The sequence below is a fragment of the Wolbachia endosymbiont of Rhagoletis cingulata genome (assembly GCF_048537655.1).
GTDB classification, from domain to species: domain Bacteria; phylum Pseudomonadota; class Alphaproteobacteria; order Rickettsiales; family Anaplasmataceae; genus Wolbachia; species Wolbachia pipientis.
Genome location: NZ_CP175927.1, coordinates 939,945 through 961,250, shown reverse-complemented (window position 1 = coordinate 961,250; position 21,306 = coordinate 939,945). Strand labels below are relative to the sequence as shown.

Sequence of the window (21,306 nt, the reverse complement as noted above, 5' to 3'; positions counted from 1 at the left end):
TTCAAGCAGTTTAGCTTTAACCATATTGATCAGGTGTTGCAAGCCGTTATCTTACACATCTTCAGATAACTCTCGCTTTACATACATGCTCTTGTCCTCCTTCCCTTTCGGGTTAAAGTTAGTTGTTCACCTCGAGGCCATTTATTCTGAACCCCGCTTAGCTCTGCTAAGTATTTCTTAATGCGTACCACGGCGCACCCTCGCGACTCACACAGCTCCCATTATTCAGTCTTTTGACCTAAAGCTAGTGTCCAGTGGTAAAAAGTATTTGTCCCTTCTTTCCTCATTTTTCCTAGAAGTTGCCTCGCTAGTCTTCCATGATTTCGAAGCTTCTTATACTTTCTTCTGACCCACTTTTCTAGGTGCTGCTCTATGTTTCTCAGAGGTTTATATATCTCTTTCCTGTAAAACCTGCCATAGTACTGATACCAGCCTCTGACTATTGGATTTACTGTCTTTGATATTTCCTCTAATGTTTTGTGTGTATTTCGTAGTATTTTCCAGGACCTTATGGTTGTAGTAATATTTTTCTTGGCCTTGTTGCTAATTGCGGGAAGAAATGAAACAAAATGCTTTCCTATTTTATTTCTTGCTAACCTGGGTCTAAATGTGTAACCCAGAAAATCAAAACTTTGTTTAGGAAATTCATTTTTCCTATTGTCATCCTTGCAGTACACAATTTGTGTCTTTGCAGGATGTAATTTTAGCTTATACTCAGCCAGTCTTTCTTCAATTGCTACCCTCATAAATTCCGCCTGTCTACTACTCTTGCAGTGCACTATCGCATCATCTACATACCTCTCAAATGGTATTGTTGGGCACTTTCGTCTCATCCACTCATCAAATACATGATGCATAAATATGTTTGAGATCAGCGGGCTTATTGAACCTCCTTGCGGAACTCCTTTATCCCTAACTACCTTACTTCCATCTGCTTGCTGAATTGGCGCTTTCATCCATCTTTCAACATACAGTATGACCCATTTGCAGTCTGTGTGCCTTTTGATAGCTCGCAATGCCAACTCGTGGTCCAAATTGTCGAAAAATCCTGCTATATCAAGATCTATCGTCCAATCGTACCACCAGCATCTTTTCCTCGCAGTTCCTACCGCATCCAGTGCAGATTTGTTTGGTCTATAACCATATGAATCTTCATGAAACTTCGGGTCTACTAACGGTTCTAGATACATTGTAGCTGCTGTCTGCGCTATCCTGTCCGATACTGAAGGGACACATAAAATTCTTTGTCCCCCTTCTGTACCTTTTGGTATTGCTACAGCTTTTACAGGCTCTGGAAAATAACTTCCAGATGACATTCGATTCCATAGCTTGTACAGATTATCTTTTAGATTTTCTTCAAACTTTGTTATCGTAACCTCATCTACACCAGCAGCACCCTTATTTTTCGATACTTGTTTATAAGCTCTCCAAATAACTTGCTTCGGTATATCAAAAGACTTTGTTTTACTCATTAACTCCTCCCTTTCGGTTGATAAATAATTAAAACTGAATAACTCAGCCCCTTCGCTCCATTTCCATTACAGAAATTTCTTCACTACTACGAGCTGATCCGCCCCTGTTCTTCGCATCGGTACTCTCATCCTTGAAGTTTAGCTTCTTGGATTTCTCCCTTATCATCGAAATGACAGGTTCCCGCAGTTCTACACAATAGCCCAAAATGGATCCGCGCCACCTATATGCCGGACGCCATCTATCCAGTAAACAAGTTTCCGATAGATTTATCCCAGGTTAGGCTAGAACACCTGGTTTTGACATCTTCTATGAAGTTTCGACACTTCATCAGTGGTTCATTTGCATTCGCCTCTCCATTTTACACATGACGCATAATTGCGCCTTTTCCATAACGCTCACTACCATGGCTCTTTACCAAAGCAGCTTATGGCTGTTTGAAGCCTGCTCTTGTAAACCGGCTCCGAGGGACCTACCCTCATCTATTGTGCAGCTTCAACTGATCGCTTCTACGGCACACCTAACCTCCAATTTTTTACTTTTTTCCCTACCTCACAGTCTAGACTTTTTTCCACGTAAAGAACCATAAATATAATATTTTCTACTATAGCTCAAAGGCTCCAGATACAACGGTAAGAAAAAACCTCTGGAACCTGAAAGTTGGCTGTAGACGCATTAAAGTTCTCTAAAGGTTTCTTTACTACCTTCACGTATCCTATTTACCCACGAAGACAATACTTCACTATTGCTAACCTCTTTTATAGCATGCTTTTCACTCCATATGCCACATCTAGTGAAACTACCTCTCTCTACTACTTCTTTAAGTTTTACTCCTCCAAAGAGACAGTTTTTTCCTATTTCTTCCCCTCTTTGTTGTAGTTCAGCCCACATTTCCTTATTTTCTACTCTTACTTGCACCTGATCTGCCTCTTGGTATAATATAATATTTAGCTTACCAACGCTCGTAGGAAATTCTAACATGACAGAGCTGCCATTTGACATATCGGTATAGTTTCTTACACCTCCTTTCTCACTTTTAACCTCAACTGCATCATTACCAATTTTTAAAATATTACTTCCTAATTCTCTCAGTATTTTGGCTACTTCTACCTTACTCTCTTCAGAAAATTCCATATAAGATGTTGTATTATCTATCTCAACATCTATTAATTCTCCTTCTTGCACAGCATTTTCGCCAGCTTCCTCTAGCTCTTCTAGTTGCTTATCTATCTGTGGCTGAACTTCTGGTTGTAACTCATTATAGATTTCACCTATCAGTTTATTCTGCAATAAAGTATTATGAAACTCTGCACCACTTAGCATTAGCTTCCGCATTATCTTTTTTCGATCACTTTTTTCTAACTTATGAAAATGTGTACCCAATACTACATATTCAGCAAAGCTCCATTCCCCATCATTACACGCATTTATTCTCATTCCAGTAGCTAGTGCTTGATCTACAACTTTGTATAGTTCACTTGCGCTTTTTGCTTCTACCACTGCACTTTTAAACCAGCTCAACTTTTTTGCACTTGGTTTTATTTTTTGCAAATTTGAAGCAAATGGGTTTAACACTTCTGGATAATCTGCTTGATCGCTTACAGGTTTTGTGCCATATATGTAATCAAGTCCTTTTCCGTAGTTGATTTTGTTTTCGCGAACGTTTTTGCTAGGAAAAGGCACCTCTCCAAGCTTTTTAGCCTTATTAATTTTACTTACAAAAGTAGACTGCTCTTTAGTACGACCAATTCCTATAATAGCATTCAACATCTCACCTTTTGATAATTTATCAAGATCAATGTTTAATTCGTAAGTTCCTCCCTTTTTATCATTAAAAGGTACAATTATCTTATTACCTATATTAGCCTCCGCTATTAAATATACTTTTTAAGTGTATAGTTGTTATACATTCTACTACTCATTATAAATTATAGTGAGTAGATTTGCAAATACTTTCTACTATAACAATCCGTTTTCTCGAAAGCTGAAATAGCCTCCACTTGTGATAATAATATGATCAAATAATCTAACGCTTACAGTACTACATGCTGCTGCTAAGCTCTTCGTTACTTCCTGATCTTCTTCTGATGGTTCTAAGCGTCCCCCAGGATGGTTGTGTGACATTATTACTAATGTTGCATTCTTTATTAATGCTTTTCTTATAATTTCCTTTATGTATACTGGTGCTTTTTCCATTTCACCAATATAGAATTCTTCTCCGATTAATTGGCGCCTCTTATTCAAATACAGTATTTTTACACATTCCCTTTCTGAGTGTCCTATACTTACGTTCAAATACTCTACTAGCCCTTGTAAGTCCATTATTGGCTCACTCTTAAGCTTTTCTCTGAGCACCCTTTCTAGTGTTTCCTTAACACACATAATCATTGCTACTGCAGAATCAGTTACTCCTTCTATAACTTTCAGGTCATCCATTTCTCGGCCTAAAATCCTTCCTACTCCTGTATAAGTATTCACCAGATTTTTAGCAATTTCTTGAGCTTGTGGCCTTTCATGTACTGCACTTAGAAACGTTTCCATTATTTCACGATCAAGTAATGCTTTGCCTTTGCTTTCTAATATTCTGAACTCTATTTCCTCTTTACTTTTATTCATATAATTTACCCTTCACTAACAACAAACTTTTTTTAAATATTTACTGCTGTTTTTTTATCAGCATTGGCATAGAGCCATAGCTTCCGAGTGAAGTCAAATCAATTTCTCAATCTTTTTTACTTATTTTTTCATGAATAGGTGAAGATATTAATATATGGTGATTTTTTTATTGTTGAATTTCGCCTAAAGAGAGGCCTGTTATTTGCAAAATAATATCGGTAGAAATTCCTTTTTTAACTAAGTTCTTTGCAATTTTGATTCTTTCTTCTTCTCTAATTTTCTCCTCACAAATTTGTATGCTTTTAAACATAGATTTTATTAGTACATTACGTAGTTCTTGGCTCTCAATTTCTTTGTATTCTTTAATCAAATCAGGTAGCTCATTTTCCACTTTACTACCTTCATCTTCTTCTATTAGTAGATCTGTAATATTAATCGATAATGTTTCCGCTATTGCATACAATTTTTCCAGTGGAATAGCCACACGTCCTTGCTCATAGTTGCTTATTTCATCACGTGTTTTAGTCATTTTCTCTGCTAAATCCTTCTGAGTATATTTCCGCACTAGTCTCCATTCTTTTATCTTTTTTCCTATTTTGTAGTATATAGAACCCGTTTTTTCTTCAACAAATTCATCAGCAGAGAGGCCAATTGTTTTTGCAACAATATCAACAGAAACTCCTCCTTTAACCAGACCCTTTGCAATTTTTATTCTTTCTGTTTTTTTACTATTTTCTTCACCAACTTGGGCAATTTTGGTTAGTAAACAAAATATTCTACGTAATTCCTGATCATTAATCGTTTTATATTTTCTTATTAGACTTAGTTCTTCATTTTTAAGACAGATTTTCTCATTTGATACAGGAATGAGATCTATAATACCAATCGATAACACTTCTGCTATAGCGTACAACTTCTCAATCGAAATTTTGCGTGTTCCTTTTTCATATTGTAGTACTATTTGATACGTTACGCCGATTTTTCCCGCTAAATCTTTTTGAGTATATCCCTTTGCTAACCTACGATTTCTTACTTCCTGTCCTATTACTTTGTAATCTAAAAAATTAGAGCATTTATTCTCTTTTTTCAAATTTTATACTCCATAACCAGAAGAGCTGTTACGTATACTTAATTGGGAACCTTTTTGACAAACTGAACTCATCTCCTTTCAAATAATTTTTCTATATCACTTAGTTTCATTTCTATGTAAGTTGGTCTTCCGTGGTTACATTGCCCAGCATACGGTGTTTCTTCCATTCCTCTCAGTAGCTCGTTCATTTCCTCTAACTTCATTTTTCTCCCTGCTCCATGGCACGCAATAGTAGCTAACACTTTTTCTTCTACAGGTAGAGTACCTCCTATCTCCATTAATCTATCAACTATATTCATCACCATCTCTTTCATATTTACTGTTCCTAAAATTGCAGGTATTTCTTTCACTCTTACTTTATTTTCTGATTCTATTTCAATACCAAAACCCATTTCAAAAAGCTTATCTTTATAAGTTTCAACCATCTCCATTCCTGCTTGGTTTTTAATCTCAACTATTTCAGGAATGAGAAGTTTTTGTCTTTTTATGCTTGATTTTTGCTTTAAGCACTCGTATATCAATCTCTCATGGGCTGCATGCTGGTCTACTATAATTAATTTGCCTTTAGCCTCAGCAATAATGTAAGTACTGTGGACCTGACAGCGTGCATACCCTAGAGGATGATCCTCTATTAAATCAATTTGCTCCCTTTCTAGAACCATCGCTTCCTTTTGGGATGGAGATTCTCCATACTTAAACGTTTCTGGTAAGCTTTGCCTTCTTTCATCTGGTGCATTGAATTCTTTCATTAGACGATTTTCTAAAAGACTTGGCCTCTTTTCATAAAACTCTTTTTGATTTTTTTCCTCTTCACTATTAACCTTCTCTTGGCTATCAAACTCTTCAATACTTTGAGACTTAACATCACTTGCTGCAAACGTGCCTACTCTAGTCGATAATGCTTTTATTATTCCTCTTCTCACTATTTCATATACTAGCCTCTTGTTCTGAAACCTTACCTCTGATTTATTTGGATGCACATTTACATCTACTTGATCGTATGGTATCTCTAAGTGCAGCACTGCAAAAGGATACCTCCCACTTGGAATAAAATCTTGATACGCATATCGAATTGCACCAATAAGTAGATTGTCTTTTATTGGCCTTCCATTAACAAACGTATAGATCTGAGTTGAATTGCCACGACTAATAGTTGGTTTACAGATGTGTCCCGTAAGTTTGATTCCTTCTTCTTCCTCTTTAACTTCCAGCGAATTGCTCTGAAATTCTTCTTCTATTTCACATAGTCTGTTAAAGAATGAAGTTTGTTTAGCATATTTTAAGAGCTTTTTATTACTGGAAGTGAGAGTAAACCCAATACTATAGTTAATCATTGCTAAGTTATTTACAATATCAACTATAGCTTGTGTTTCTGCCCTCTCGGTTTTTAGAAATTTTAATCTATTTGGAGTGGCAAAAAATAAGTCACGAACTTCAATATATGTACCCTGTAGCAAAGAACAAGGTGTAATCTCTCTTATTTTTTCTCCTCCCTCATACCTTATAGACCATGCTTCCTTTGCTTCACTTGCCTTAGACGATAATTTCATTCTACTTACTGCTGCAATTGAAGGTAAAGCTTCTCCTCTAAAGCCAAGGTGCTTGATTTCTATTAACTCACTATCTCTTAATTTTGAAGTGGCATGCCTCATAAACGCTAGTTCTAGATCGTTCTTTTTTATTCCATTTCCATCGTCTGTTACAGTTATAAGATTACGCCCACCACTTTCTATTTTGATCTCTATTTCCGCACTTCCAGCATCTATTGCATTTTCTACTAATTCCTTTACTACACTTGCTGGCCTCTCTATTACCTCTCCTGCTGCTATACGATTTATAGTTTTTGTGTCTAAAAGAATTATTGCCATATTTTCAACTCTCAGTCTGATCAGGATATAGCTTGAATATCAATGCAAATCAAGTCCTCTATTAGGTGTCTTAACTAATTTAAAAACAGAAATAGTTGTAAAAACCCAGGCCAAAATTTTATGGCAAGCTCTCCTGTAGTTTAATTTTAGTTGAATATTTCTTCACAATTGTGTATAATTATTAATGCTTTTTATCTTACTTTCTCATGGCTCTTTCGAAGTTTCTCGATCCAAAAAATGATATATCGTTCAAGCGCATCTTTGGTACTGAAAAAAATAAGGACATTCTTATTCACTTCCTTAATGATATCCTTGGCTTCACTGGCAAAAGTACAATAAAGGATATAGAGTTCTTAAGTACTATTCAAGACCCTGATATTGCTTCTAAAAAACAAAGCATTGTTGATGTTCTTTGTAGAGATGAAAATGGGCTGCAAGTCATAGTTGAAATGCAGGTCGCTAAAACTAAGGGCTTTGAAAAACGTGCACAATACTATGCTGCTAAAGCTTACTCAAGACAGGCTGATAAAGGTGATCAATACCATGACCTTAAGGAAATTATCTTTATTGCTATAGCAGATTGTATTTTATTCCCTGATAAGTCTGAGTACAAATCAAAGCATACTATTCGCGATGAAGATACTAATGAACATGATCTAAAAGATTTTTACTTTATATTTATTGAGTTACCTAAATTTCCAAAAACCAAAGAAGATCAGCTTTCAAGTATAGTTGAAAAATGGGTCTACTTCTTTAGATATGCAGACGAAACTAGTGAAGAAGAGCTAGAGAGAATAATAGGAAGTGATCTAATAATCAAAAGAGCATATGAAGAACTAAATAGGTTCAACTGGTCAGAAAAAGAATTTATTGCCTATGAACAAGAGATCAAGCGTATTCGTGATGAACAGGCTGTCCTTGCTCAAAAACTCGATGATGCCACTCAAAAAGGTAGACAAGAAGGTAGACAAGAAGGTAGACAAGAAGGCATCCAAATCGGCCATCAAAAAGGTAGGGAAGAGGGAGAAAAACAAGCTAAAATAGCTGTGGCAAAAAACCTACTTAAAGCTGGTGTCTCTACTGATATCATATCACAAACTACAGGTTTTTCTCATTCTGAAATTTCACAACTCAAAGAAAAAACATAATATTCCTACTTATTCACTTTAACATTTATGAAAATCTTCTTTAAGTTAGATATATTCCCTAATTAAGAATCTAATGAACTGTCTAAAATAGCTATAAAGATTACACATAGAATTACATAGATTACTATCATAACGTTACCCAAACTTCTACATCGAAGCTACGTGCTGTAAGTTCAATATGGAAAACATATTAACCACTTAGCATTTAATGTCTACTTCATCCATTTTAGTATTAAGACTATCAAACTTGCTACTGGTTTCCCTAATTATTTTGGCTACCCTCACTTTAAATTTTCCACTACTTGACATATTACCTCTTACATTATAACCTACCTATTGATATTACCTCCAAGCTTGGTTACTCCTATCTCAGAAAGACAAGTTGATACTTCTGAATTGCTGTGAACTGAAGCATTACTTAAATAACTTTGAGGCTCTAAACTCATTTGCTTTGCATCATCAACTTCTAATCTACCATCTCTGTTGTGTAATATCTGCTCTATTGATTGATTTAGCAGACCCTTATTAAATTGAGCTATAAACTTGTCAAACTTTTTCGGACTTAACTTACCAGGGCATCCTGCTTCTCTACCAGGACATGCTTCTTCTAGGTATGAGTTTAAAATTCCCGAAATCTCATCAAATTTACCACTCATGATTTTTCCTGTAACTTCTTTCTGTATTTCCACAAAATCAATATTTAATCGATGCATTGATACACCGCTTTTTAATCCAGCTTGCTCTACTACTTTCTCAAATCCCTTTGTAATATTAAGTACATATCCCTGTGCTTCTAGTGGAGATATAGACTGATCTACTGTAGAAATATACCTTTGACCCGTTACCTTTCTAACCAGCACGTCAAGCAATATTATTGTACCATTTACATCCATTTTTGCATCAACTTGTGAGATTGGACTTGAAGTGTTTGATGTTTCCTTAGATAATGTAGGTTTAGAATTTAATAATCCACCTACAGAGCCTTTTACCCAATTAAATAAATCATTTATCCAGGAAGATGGTTTTATTGCACTGCTTGTTGCTATTTCAGGTTGATTACTTGAATCTATAGCAAGTGGTTTTCTTGACATATGGTGACGAGCATGATCTCCATGGTGATGACGGCGTTTGCGTTGAACAGTTTTGTCTCTTTCTTCTTTGATTTTCTCTAAATATTTTATAACATCATTATGTTTTTTCCAAGAAGCAAGATCCAACGGTGTTTTATCATCCTTGTCTTTAACTTCAAAATCAGCACCTTCTTCTATAAGGTATTTTACTACATCTAAATGACCATTTCTAGCAGCATAGTGTAGAGGAGTCCTACTAGTGTTATCCTTAGCATTAATGTCAGCAACTTCCTTTATAAGATACTCTACTCCGGGTAAGCAACCTTCAAATGCAGCCCAGTGTAAAGAAGTCCTTCCATTACTACTCTTAGTATTAATATAAGCACCCCGTTTTATACATTCTTTAACTTTATCAAGGTCTCCGCTTTTTGCAGCATTCAATAATTCTTTATCTAGATCTAATTGTGCTTGCCTTAAGACTTCCTCTATATCTTTGTAACCACTTTGAATAGCCAATTCTAAAGGTATATCACCATCCATGTCTCTAGCCTCAATGTTAGCGTGCTTATCAAGAAGAAATTTTACTATATCCAATCTGTTCACCCTAACAGCAAGATGCAAAGGTTTTTTATTATAGTCGTCTTGAGACTCAATATTAGCACCTTTATCAATAAGAAATTTAACCGTATCCAAATTACCCTCTAGAACAGCAAAATGTAAAGGTGTTCCCTGATACGTTATTTCATTATTAAATTTAGCACCCTTACTAACGAGAAGTTCTACTGCATTCCATTTACTTTCTCGAGCAGCAAAAAGTATAGGTGTCCAACCATTCCTATCTAGAAGCTCAATCCTAGCACATCTACTAAGAAGAAGCTGAATCATACCTAAGTTACCTTCTTGAGCAGCATAGTGTAAAGGCGTAGAACCATACATATCTTGAGCATTAATATTAGCACCATAATAAAGAACAAGACTCACTACATTCAATTTTCCTGATTGAGTAGCGAAAAAAATTGGTGTATAACCAGAATTGTCTTGAGCTTCAATATTAGCATTATAATCATCACAAAGAAGTTTTATTTTGCTCAGATCACCTGCTTTGGCAGCAAGATGTAAGGGTGTTCTACCAAGTTTGTCTTGAACCTCAATGTTATTACTATTTGGGATTTCTAAAGACGTAGAATTTTCTTGTAAGTTACCTATCAAATCTGAATTATGTATTTTACCAAGGTAGTTTATTACATTAGAATAACCACCACAAGAAGCATAATATAGAGGTACCCAGCCACCATGATCTTTAATATTAACATCAATTTTTTCTTCGTCTATAAAATATTTTACTATATCTAGTTTACCATTGTAAGCAGCATAGTGAAGGGGAATTCTACCACTATTATCTTTAATTTTTAAACTACTTTTTTCACCTACCACAAGATATTTTACTACATTTAGCTCGCCCCCATAAGCAGCACAATGCATAAGAGTTCGGCCATCTCTATACTTAGCACTTAAGCTAGCTCCTTGACTTACAAGATCTTCAACTTTGCTAAGATTTCCATATTGTGCTGCAATCAATAATTCTTTATCTAATTGCACTTGTTTTAAATACTCTACAATATTATTGTGTTTTTGATCAGTAGCAATACCCAGCAATGTTTTACCACCTTTGTCTTGAGTATGAAGGAGAGTAGACCAGTGGAACTTCCCCACCAGTCTCTCGCAAAACTGTACGTAAACCTCTTGATTTATACAGCTTCCATTATTCAGCCTTTTGGCCTAACCCTAGTGTCCAGTGATAGAAAATATCCGGAGACCTCTTTCTCACCTTTCCTAGAAATTGTCTTGCTAGTCTTCCGTGACTCCTGAGTCTCTTATATTTCCTTTTCACCCACTTTTCTAGATGCCGCTCTATATTCTTTAGAGATTTGTATACTTCAGTTCTGTAAAATTTGCCATAGTACTGATACCAGCCTCTGACTATTGGATTTACTTTTCCTGACATCTCCTCTAATGTTATATGCGTATTTCGTAGCATTTTCCATGACCTTATGGTTGTAGTAATCTTTTTCTTGGCCTTGTTGCTAATTGCTGGGAGAAATGAGACAAAATATTTCCCTATTTTATTTCTTGCTAACCTGGGTCTGAATGTGTAACCCAGAAAATCAAAACTTTGTTTAGGAAATCCACCACTCCTATTGTCATCCTTACAGTACACTATCTGTGTCTTTTCAGGATGTAATTTCAACTTATACTCAGCCAATCTTTCTTCGATCATTACTTTCACAAACTCTGCCTGTTTCTCTGTTCTGCAGTGCACTATCGCATCATCCACATACCTCTCAAATGGTACCGTCGGGTAGTTCTTTTTCATCCATATATCAAACACATGATGCATGAATATATTAGAGATGATTGGGCTAACTGAACCTCCTTGCGGAACTCCTTTATCCCTAACTACCTTACTGCCATCTGCTTGCTGAATGGGGGCTTTCATCCACCTCTCAACATACAGTATGACCCATTTGCAGTCTGTGTGCTTTTTGATAGCTTGCAATGCCAAGCCGTGGTCCAAATTGTCGAAAAATCCAGATATATCAAGATCTATCGTCCAATCGTACCTCCAGCATCTTTTACGAGCTGTATCTACCGCATCCAGTGCAGACTTATTTGGTCTATAACCATATGAATCCTCATGAAATTTTGGTTCTACCAGCGGCTCTAGATACATAGCAGCAGCCGTTTGCCCTATCCTGTCGAATACTGAAGGAACACATAAAATTCTTTGCCCTCCTGTATCTTTTGGTATCGCAACAGCTTTTACCGGCTCTGGAAAATAACTTCCGGATGACATCCTATTCCATAGTTTGTACAGATTATCTTTTAGATTTTCTTCAACCTTTGTTATCGAAACCTCATCCACACCAGCAGCACCTTTATTTTTCGATACTTGTTTATAAGCTCTCCAAATAAGTTGCTTTGATATATCAAAAGACTTTGTTTTACTCATTAACTCCTCCCTTTCGGTTGATAAATCATTAAAACTAAATAACTCAGCCCCTTCTCTCGATTTCCATTACAGAAACTTCTTCACTACTACGAGCTGATCCGCCCCTGTTTTTCGCATCGGTACTCTCATCCTTAGAGTTTAGCTCCTTGGATTTCTCCCTTATCATCGAAACGACAGGTTCCCGTAGTTCCACACAATAGCCTGAAATGGATTCATGCCACCTTTATGCCGGACGCCATCTATCCAGTAAACAAGCTCCCGATAGATTTATCCCAGGTTACAAACGACCCCCTGGTTTTGACGTCATTTAAAAGGTTTCGACACTTCATCAGTGGTTCACTTTCGTTCATCTCTCTATTCCTTACATGACATATAATTATGCCTTTTCCATAACGCTCACTACCTTGGCTCTTTACCAAAGCAGCTTATGGTTGTTTGAAGCCTGCTCTTGTAAACCGGCTCCGAGGGACCTACCCTCATCTACTGTGCAGCTTTTGCACTTAGTTTGCTCTTACTTGAACATTCTTTGTATCTCTACGGCACACCGTCAGCTCCCTTATCTACAAGGTACTTTACCATGTCTAAATGACCATTCCAAGAGGCATAGTATAGAGGAGTGCGACCATCTCTATCAGTATCATCAATGCTCATTCCTTTGCTGAGGAAAAATTCTATAATGTTTTTGTTATTGTTTTCAGCAGCAATGTGTATAGGTTTCCTGCCAAAAATGTTCTCAACGTTAATATCAGCACCCTTTTCTATTAAAAAGTTAGCAACTTCTAAGTAGCCTCTCCATGCAGCAAAATGTAGCGGTGTCCAACCATTTTTATCAGTATCATTAATATCAACACATTTGCTAATAAGGTACTTTAGTATATCCAAATTACCACTATAAGAAGCATCACATATAGAGGGGCCACAACGATGATCTTTACCCTCTAAACTAACGCCATTTTCAACAAGGTATTTAAATATACCAAAGTGACCTTTTAATACAGCATTGCGTGCAGGGGTATTACCATCTCTGTCTTCAGTATTAACATTAGCTCCTTGATTAACAAGGCCTGTTACTTCACTAATATTGCCAACTTTTGTTACATTCAACAATGCATGATCTAATTGTGCTTGCCTTGAAACCCTTACTATATCTAAACTAGAACCAGCATCTGCATTTCTCGTTTTTCTTACATTAGACCCACAATCTTCAATTATCCACATCCCTTGCAGAACCTGATCTCCTGGAATCCAAGTAAATACTCTACGCCTATCATTGTCATATTTAGCATAATCAGCAGCATATAAATGTTCTTTAAGCTTAACATTCATTATAGAACAGTTGTTACCATCAGGTTTAATCATCCACACATCTCGTGCAACTCCTCCACCTGAAACCCAAGTAAATACCATTCTCCTGTCGTTGTCATAATTGAAATAATCACTAGCAGCATATAAATTTTCATTAAATTCAGCATTCACTATATTAAAGTTGTCACCATCAGGTTTAATCTTCCACCTAAACTTATCATTTTTTTCATCCTTTGAAATCCAAGTAAATACTCTTCTTCTATTGCTGTCATAATTAAAACAACTATTAGCAGCATATAAATATTCATTATGATCAATATTTTTAATGCATACTTCTGACGCAAATACTGCATTTCTCACTGATTCTGGCAATCTGCCTTTTAGTTTCTCAAGGTTAGATCTATCTTCTTGATTGACATCAGAATAGTTCTTCATCTCCATTACTTCTTTGACATAGTAAGCTAACTTAAATACTGCATCATTATTTAAATCATTATTTCTTTGCATTGCGTTAAATACAGCCACATAACCCAATATACGCTGACTAACATCATTATGGCTTTCTACACAACTTAATATTTTTTTCGTATCTACTTTCCCATATACGTCATTTATCACTCCCTTAATTGTATTATTAAACAACCTTTGATCGAAATTATAAATGTCATTAGCAAGTGTATTAACCGAACCATAACGATCATGTAACATACCATCCTTTAGCTTCTCTTTTACTACATTTTTTATTGAATATTTTAACTTTTCTACAAAAAACTCTGCCCATCTTTTTACGTTAGGCACGGTTTCTGCTTGATTAATAATCTCCTTCTTTAAAACCTTAACCGTTTCCATCATCTTATATGGATCGTTGTTTCTATCCTCAATACTTGTTGCATCCTTACTAAGGAAGAATTTGACCACATCTAAATTACCATTGCAACCAGCTATACGAAGAGGTGTTCTACTATCTTTATCTTCAGCTTTAATATCATAACCTTTATCGATAAGGAACTCAGCTATATTTAATTTACCCTCCTGAGCAGCTAAGTGCAGAGGAAGGGCGTCCTTATTTTCAACACTAAAATCCTTTCTATCAAAAAGAACTTTTACTACATCCAACCTACCTCCTTGAATAGCCATATTTAAAGGTGTTAATTCATGCTCATTTCCAATATCTATACTTTTAATCTTTTTTATCAAATCCTCAGCTTTACTATTATTTCTTTGCAATGTTGCATTAAATACCTGCTCTTTTAATAAATCTACTTTTTCCTTATAAAAATCCTCTATAATATCTTCTGAATTACAAGTAGAGACTATGCATTTCAAATTAGAAACCATCGTATCATTAAAAGCAAACATCATTTCTCTTGCTGGTTGATAACTATTCCAATTTTCTACTTTCGCTAAGGTATTATTCTTATGTGATAACACTAAACTATCATCAGTAATCTCGGCATCAAAATCCAATATAGACTTATCTCTAAAATCAACCAAACCAATATCATTCTTATCGATAGGTTGATTATGATAAATTTGTAACCCTTGTTCCTCTGGTTGATAGTATCTGAAAGAGTCCGGGTTCATTTCTACGTGCTCAAGCCCTAAGTTTGTACTATCAATTTTATAAAGCTCATTGTTCATTTGTAACACAATTTGTTGATTCTCTGGATTTTGAAAATAATCAACTAAACCAATGGATAAAGACCATTTAGTACCTACACTATCAAATATTGTAATATCTTGTATCTTTAAACTATCCTCTGTAAGGTCAGAGATTGATTTGCCATAACATTCATTTATATAATCCCTTTTACCTTCTTCTATGCTTATACCATAAACATCTGTTACACTTAACTCAGCAAAATCAATGATACTATAGGGTATGTTTTGATAAGACACCACTTTGTTTTTTATTTTTAAATTGAGCCTTATTGGCGACAATGAAGTTTTGCTATTTAATGTATCTGGTAGTTTGATAATATACTGGTGTTGCCCTTTCTCTCCTTCTATTGTAATGTCCTGATAGTAATTACACAGCATCAGATAGTCATCATAACCATAGTTCCGTCCACCATTAAGGTATTTCTGATAACTACTTGTAACGTCAGAGCTACTATAGCTAAAATCAACAATGACTTGACCTGAGTACATGCCAGCAATTATCACTTTTTCACTAGGTACTCCCATGTGGTTTTTAATAACTTCTACTTGAGATACTGGTATGTCAAAATTATTGTTATTGACAATATCTTTTGCAATTTGGTAAGTATCAAGTAGTTGTTGGTCTAGAATACTTGCTTGTATAAATGCTTTTAACTTTTTTGCACTATTTTGTATTACCTCTCTACTAATATCACTTCCTGAACTTTTCAGCTCTTGATATCTAATATCTTCTATTGTATCAGACAAAGACTTATCTTGTATTGCAACAGACTCTGTTATTCCATTGCTATTTACTTGAATTACTAGATTTTTAAAATCATTGATTTTAGTACTTGAAACAATACTTTGTGTATTATTAGCTAAAACATCTAAGCTATAGCCGACCTTTTCTATATCTTCACTTATTCCCCACTGTGTGATATTAGCAACTTGAACCTTTATTATGTCAATATTTCCTTTTATTTTTCCTGTACTGCCCAAATCACTTACTATCTTAGCATTATCACTATCTTCATTAACAACAAATATTGTTTGTTTTAATCCCCTGTTATGCACATTTTCTTTGTTAACTACTCTAACTTCATAATCTTTGTCTGTGCAGTTAAATGAATTCTGCCAGACTTCTGCATTTTTTACATTAATCAATCTTGTTTTACAGTGAGTAGTAATATTTTGCTTGCTGTCAGAATTAGACACATAGTTATATGTGTTAACCAATCTCATGTTATTACTATTACCATAACGTATAGTTCTACCATGCAAATTTGCAACGACATTATTAGCCTTAACATTCATTACTAGAGTATTTTCTTTTCCTGGTCCACCTTCAAGAGTACCAGACGTATAGTCATTAATAATAAAAATAGTTTCATTATTTTTTGAGCCAACATAACGTATATTACTACCCTCTGGAATATGCATTACTGCTGGATAATTTGCTGCTGCTGTTAACGTTCTTGGTCCTGAAATATATAATACTGATCCTCTAGGAAATGTTTGCTTTTTTGTATTACTATGCTCTTTTCTTGTTGGATTAGTAAAGATAAAAGGTTCGCCTGAGAGAGTAAAGCTCTCTTGACAATTTCTATAAATTTTGCCACTGTTACATGGAGCGAACGCATCGTCACCTGTGTGCTTTGTATTGATTGTTTTGCTGCATTGAGATTTTTGTATCGGATTTGTTAATGGTGCATCTACAATTCTTAAGCCAAGATTTTCATACTCGTATTTTGTTAGATGAGGGATATGTTTTGCATCCATATTAACAACATAAACTTTCTTTTCTTCAATCTCTTGATAGCATTGAGGACTATTCTTTATACCACAGATAAACCTTTCCCAACCTTCACTCATAACCAAAGTATAAGGTGTCATAGTCAATATCTTAGAGATATCAATAGAAGACAAATCTCTTTTTACACTAGAGGCTATATTGATCTTGTCAAAAGAGATATCTTTATATTTTTTTTCTAAATCACATGTCCACTTCATCTGCGTCGCACACTCAGGACCATACGGTGATGGCATAATACATATAGCCTGTGCACCCATATTTTTAATCACCTCACTATATTTCTCTTCAATGGAGATTACGTATTGTACAACCGCATCTATGTCATAATTGTCATTTAACAGTTTAATAGCTGCTTCTTTTACGTAAGTTAAATAACCTTTTATTCTAATTGTGTCTTCATATTCTTTTTCTACATCTCTTCCTGTAAAAAACTTGATTACCCCTGCAAAAAATACTTCCGCTTGTTCACCACCAGGTAATAGAGGTACTTGCCCTGCTATTGCTTTAGTATATTCCATTCTTTCATGAACTTCTATGCCAATTGTTATCAATACATCAGCAACCATAGTAACTACTGCTGCCCTACCCAAAACTTTGCCTGCAGCAGATAATTCTCTTAAAATCTTAGTAGTTGTACTTACACTTTTCACTGTAAAGCTAACTCCTGCACTTACAGGCCTTATGCTCATGCTTGCTAGTTTTACACCACTACTAGCTGTCCAATAATAATTTAGTGGATGATGATTACCTTGAGCTATTTCGTTTATACTGTATCCAAATTGATAAGCAATGGTTGCAAATGTAATACTTTGAACTACAGGATTACTAATAATCTTAACAAATGTTTGACGTACGTCCTGTGGTATTTTACTAACCAATTTTCCTACTTTGCTATTAGGAGAAATACTTACACTCGTCCTAACATCATCCATAGCATCTAGTATACCATTGATACCAAATACTTGCTTTAAACCATCATTATTATGTCGTCCAAGTGTTGCTGTATCACTTATACTATCAAGTAAGTCATATATAGCCATCATGGAAAAAAACTTTCCACCTTTTGCTCCTTTTATTTTCGCTGAATCAAATTTATCACGATCAAATGCAATTCCTTTTTCTTGAAGGCTGCTTTCTACATTACTAATATAATCTGCAAAAACTTTTTCACCAAGATCATCAAAATGATTTTTAAACGTATCAAAAGTATCTTCCCTAACACCTTTTGCTAGCAAGTTCTGTTTAATTTCCTCTACAATATTAGAGTAATCTTGATTAGTTTGAACATCACCTATATCTTCAATGTATTTTTTATTCTCTAACAACTGCTTATCATTTGATAGTTGATGTAATTTATTATGAATTTTCTCTCTTTCTGCATCTGTAGTAAAATTTTTAATTATATCATCGAATTTTACTTCATAGCCATCGATGCTTAAATAATACTCAATATTTTGTCCTTTTATTTTTTCTTTTATAACGCGATCCTTATCTCTGCCTACTTTTACTAAGATCTCAATACCATCACTATAATCATCTACAAAATATCTTTCTGCATTCTTCATTTCTATAATATCACCTATTATCAATTTTTTATCATTACCATTGTTATCTTTTACTTTTACATCAGTCCTATCAGCATTGCCTATCATATCAAACACTTGCTCACGACCTATATCTACAATTTCATTAGTTAAATCCTTAGCATTATCAATATCAAATAGCTCTTTAACACGTTGCTTTTTTTCTTCCTTTGTAACCTTTTCTTCATCACGTGAATCTATGCATGGTATACCTATATCACGTCTTTTTCTTGTTGCACATTGGCTAAAACTAAAAATGGAGCTATGAACTACCTTAACAGGAGTAAATTCATCTTTACTTACTAAAATAAGAGAATTTGTATTACTCGCCCCTTTGTCAAAAATAACACCCATAAAAGCAACTTTGTTGCCATCTGTAAGCGTTTTATAAGTAACACCTTTTGTATACTCTTTAGTTATTTGATTATTTGCTTCTGTTATTAATGCATCAGCTGTCTTACCTTCCCTTGGTCCTTTAACCTCCAATCCTACCGGATCATACTCTTTAGCACTGCTGGCTTGGTTTGCAAACTTAATACCATGAACTAGCATATCAATGCGTTTTCCCCTACCTGTTTGAAACTCTGTTAATATTAACGCTCTATCTTCTTGTTGTGGTTCTCCTAGCTTGATATCACTATAATGGTCAAATGCTCCATGCAATACTGCCTGAGTATGTGCTTCTTTTTCTATTAAACCTTTAAGAGGTAATATTGCCTCGCCTACTTTGCCAAATAACTTCTTGTACTTACCTATTGATGAAGATTGATCTTGTAAAGAAGCAAGCTGAGATACTAGTACTTCATCAAATGTTTTCTTAAAATCCTTAGGATAAGGAATATCTTTAAAATTACCTTCAAATTTATTAGTTTCTCTTCTATTATACTGCTCTAGGGAAACGGATTCTCCCACTTCCACGCTAAAATACTCTTCAAATTTTGATTTTTTCTTAATGTTAAAATTAAGATTTAGTTCAACTATTTTTCTTTCTCCTATTTCTTGCTGAAGTCGATCAAGAGGAATTCCCTTGTTCATCACATTAGCTCTTCCATCTGTTTCAATAATATTCATTACACAAACTGATTTTTGAGCATTGCTTGGAATAAATACCATTGTTACAGCTCCATGGCTTTGATCCAAGTGAGATGGTTGACCGGCACCTTGCCCTTTACTTTTCTGATCTTTAAGACGTTGAGATTTAGGTTCAGGTTGAGCTTCAGTAGGTATATTTTCACCGTAAATAAAAACATGCTTTTCAAAATTGCTATTTAAAACCTTAACTTCATTTAACAATAATGATTGTCCTAGCAAAAACCTGCTAAAATAATGATTATCTCCCTTTTCTCCTGTACCAGGAAATGTATGATAAATACGCTCTATATTATTTTGAATTCGCTCTTTCAACTCTCCTTTATCAATTTTACGATTATTGTGCTCATTAATAGATACCAATACCTCATCAAAAAGAGGAGTAATTTCTTGATCACGTGATTTAGCAACAATATTCGAAACAGGAGATGGATGATCAAGGTTTACACCAACGCATAGCATGTCATTTGCAGTAGTTAAAATTCTCATTACATTCGGTTGAAAACCTTTCGTGTAATCCTCAGCTTGCTTTAAAGCAGCTGCTGGTGTAGTTTTACTCTTTTCTCCTATTTTACCTTCTTTTAACTCTGCTTTAGTAGCAGCCTTCATCTCTATAATAATAGGAATAGCATTTAATGATCTATCCTTACCACGAGGTACCAGAACAATATCAGCATAACCCCTTCCTGCAAATTGCTCTAGATAAACTCTAAGATTATGTCTATAGCGAAAATTTACAAGAACACCTACTACAAACCCATGATGCGCTGCTTCTCGTGTTCCTTGAGCATAGGTAAGTGAATTCTTATATTCAGAGTGAATTTTACTAACTTTTTTTAGAATATTTTCAACAGGCTTTTTCACTTTTTCCACATCAGGATTAGTCAGCTTAGCTATATCACTTTCTGGATTATTCCATAACCCTCCTCTTACCTCATGAAAACCTTTGCTAACAGCAGAATTAAGTACTCTCGTATCTATTACTTCGACATTAATACCCTCTTTGTTAATATTATTTCTGGAAATATGTATTAACCTAAAGTCCATTTCTAATACAGAATCTATCGGACCTTTAAATGCATCTTTTATATCTTGAGCTTCAGCTTGTATACTTTTGCCTTTAGGTGGAGTAAGACATTTCTTCAATATCTCTACCAGATCACCTGAAGTAAACTTACAGTTTTTATTATCAGAGTTATGCTCTGAAATAGAAATTAATTTTACATGCTTTTTAACGTCTTCATAAGATTGTATTTTATCATTACTAATAACAGCTACTTTTAATGTACCTGAATCAAATCTAAAATACATTTTTTTAATCTTCAGACTTTTCGCAATTTCTGTATCTATCAAAGTAGAAAAACTTCCTAAAAAGAAATGAGGAAAAAATCCTTCTTTACCTACTGAATGTAAATATGATGGAATTTGATCGATATATGACTGAAACCTTGCTTTGAAAGATTCAAAATCACTTCCTTGTTGAGTTGAAGTACTTGGGCTAGCTCCTGCATTTGAACCTGCTTCTCGAATCAACAACTCTATTAATTCAAAACCTTGTGGTTTCTCTTGATTTGGCACAAAATCCTCCAACAATATATAA

General features: G+C 34.8%; 11 protein-coding genes. 1 reads left to right on the top strand and 10 read right to left on the bottom strand.

What is annotated here, in order from left to right:
• Window positions 1–221: 221 nt before the first annotated feature.
• The 6 genes from ltrA (ACJZL3_RS04435) to mutL all read right to left on the bottom strand — a co-directional run bounded on the left by ltrA (ACJZL3_RS04435) (window position 222) and on the right by mutL (window position 7,044).
• Window positions 222–1,472, bottom strand: coding sequence for a group II intron reverse transcriptase/maturase (gene ltrA / locus ACJZL3_RS04435; protein WP_419198617.1), 1,251 nt, complete (start codon window positions 1,470–1,472; stop codon window positions 222–224).
• Window positions 1,473–1,515: 43 nt separating this feature from the next.
• Window positions 1,516–1,638, bottom strand: coding sequence for a hypothetical protein (locus ACJZL3_RS04430; RefSeq protein ID WP_419198591.1), 123 nt, complete (start codon window positions 1,636–1,638; stop codon window positions 1,516–1,518).
• A gap of 507 nt (window positions 1,639–2,145) precedes the next feature.
• A complete protein-coding gene (locus ACJZL3_RS04425) occupies window positions 2,146–3,330 on the bottom strand; it encodes a hypothetical protein (protein ID WP_419198966.1) in 1,185 nt (394 codons plus the stop codon).
• A 99-nt stretch (window positions 3,331–3,429) separates the two neighbouring features.
• Window positions 3,430–4,086, bottom strand: a complete 657-nt coding sequence (locus ACJZL3_RS04420; protein WP_208571525.1) for a JAB domain-containing protein — start codon at window positions 4,084–4,086, stop codon at window positions 3,430–3,432.
• A gap of 166 nt (window positions 4,087–4,252) precedes the next feature.
• The gene (gene wmk, locus ACJZL3_RS04415) at window positions 4,253–5,176 is read right to left on the bottom strand and encodes a WO male-killing family protein Wmk (RefSeq protein WP_208571526.1); all 924 of its coding nucleotides are present in this window, start codon (window positions 5,174–5,176) and stop codon (window positions 4,253–4,255) included.
• 68 nt (window positions 5,177–5,244) lie between these two features.
• Window positions 5,245–7,044: a DNA mismatch repair endonuclease MutL gene (gene mutL, locus ACJZL3_RS04410; RefSeq protein WP_419198638.1), complete on the bottom strand. Its 1,800-nt coding sequence runs from the start codon at window positions 7,042–7,044 to the stop codon at window positions 5,245–5,247.
• Between the two features lie 206 nt (window positions 7,045–7,250).
• Between mutL and ACJZL3_RS04405 the strand changes: the two genes are divergently transcribed.
• Window positions 7,251–8,192, top strand: a complete 942-nt coding sequence (locus ACJZL3_RS04405) for an Rpn family recombination-promoting nuclease/putative transposase (protein ID WP_419198637.1) — start codon at window positions 7,251–7,253, stop codon at window positions 8,190–8,192.
• A 329-nt stretch (window positions 8,193–8,521) separates the two neighbouring features.
• Here the strand turns inward: ACJZL3_RS04405 and ACJZL3_RS04400 are convergent, their stop codons facing one another.
• From ACJZL3_RS04400 to ACJZL3_RS04385, 4 genes are all read right to left on the bottom strand, one after another.
• Window positions 8,522–10,975, bottom strand: a complete 2,454-nt coding sequence (locus ACJZL3_RS04400) for an ankyrin repeat domain-containing protein (RefSeq protein WP_419198636.1) — start codon at window positions 10,973–10,975, stop codon at window positions 8,522–8,524.
• Window positions 10,976–11,024: 49 nt separating this feature from the next.
• A complete protein-coding gene (ltrA, locus tag ACJZL3_RS04395; RefSeq protein WP_419198601.1) occupies window positions 11,025–12,272 on the bottom strand; it encodes a group II intron reverse transcriptase/maturase in 1,248 nt (415 codons plus the stop codon).
• A gap of 43 nt (window positions 12,273–12,315) precedes the next feature.
• Entirely contained in the window at window positions 12,316–12,438 is a 123-nt protein-coding gene (locus tag ACJZL3_RS04390) for a hypothetical protein (RefSeq protein ID WP_419198602.1), read from the bottom strand.
• A 368-nt stretch (window positions 12,439–12,806) separates the two neighbouring features.
• Window positions 12,807–21,284, bottom strand: a complete 8,478-nt coding sequence (locus tag ACJZL3_RS04385) for an ankyrin repeat domain-containing protein (RefSeq protein ID WP_419198635.1) — start codon at window positions 21,282–21,284, stop codon at window positions 12,807–12,809.
• Window positions 21,285–21,306: the final 22 nt, after the last annotated feature.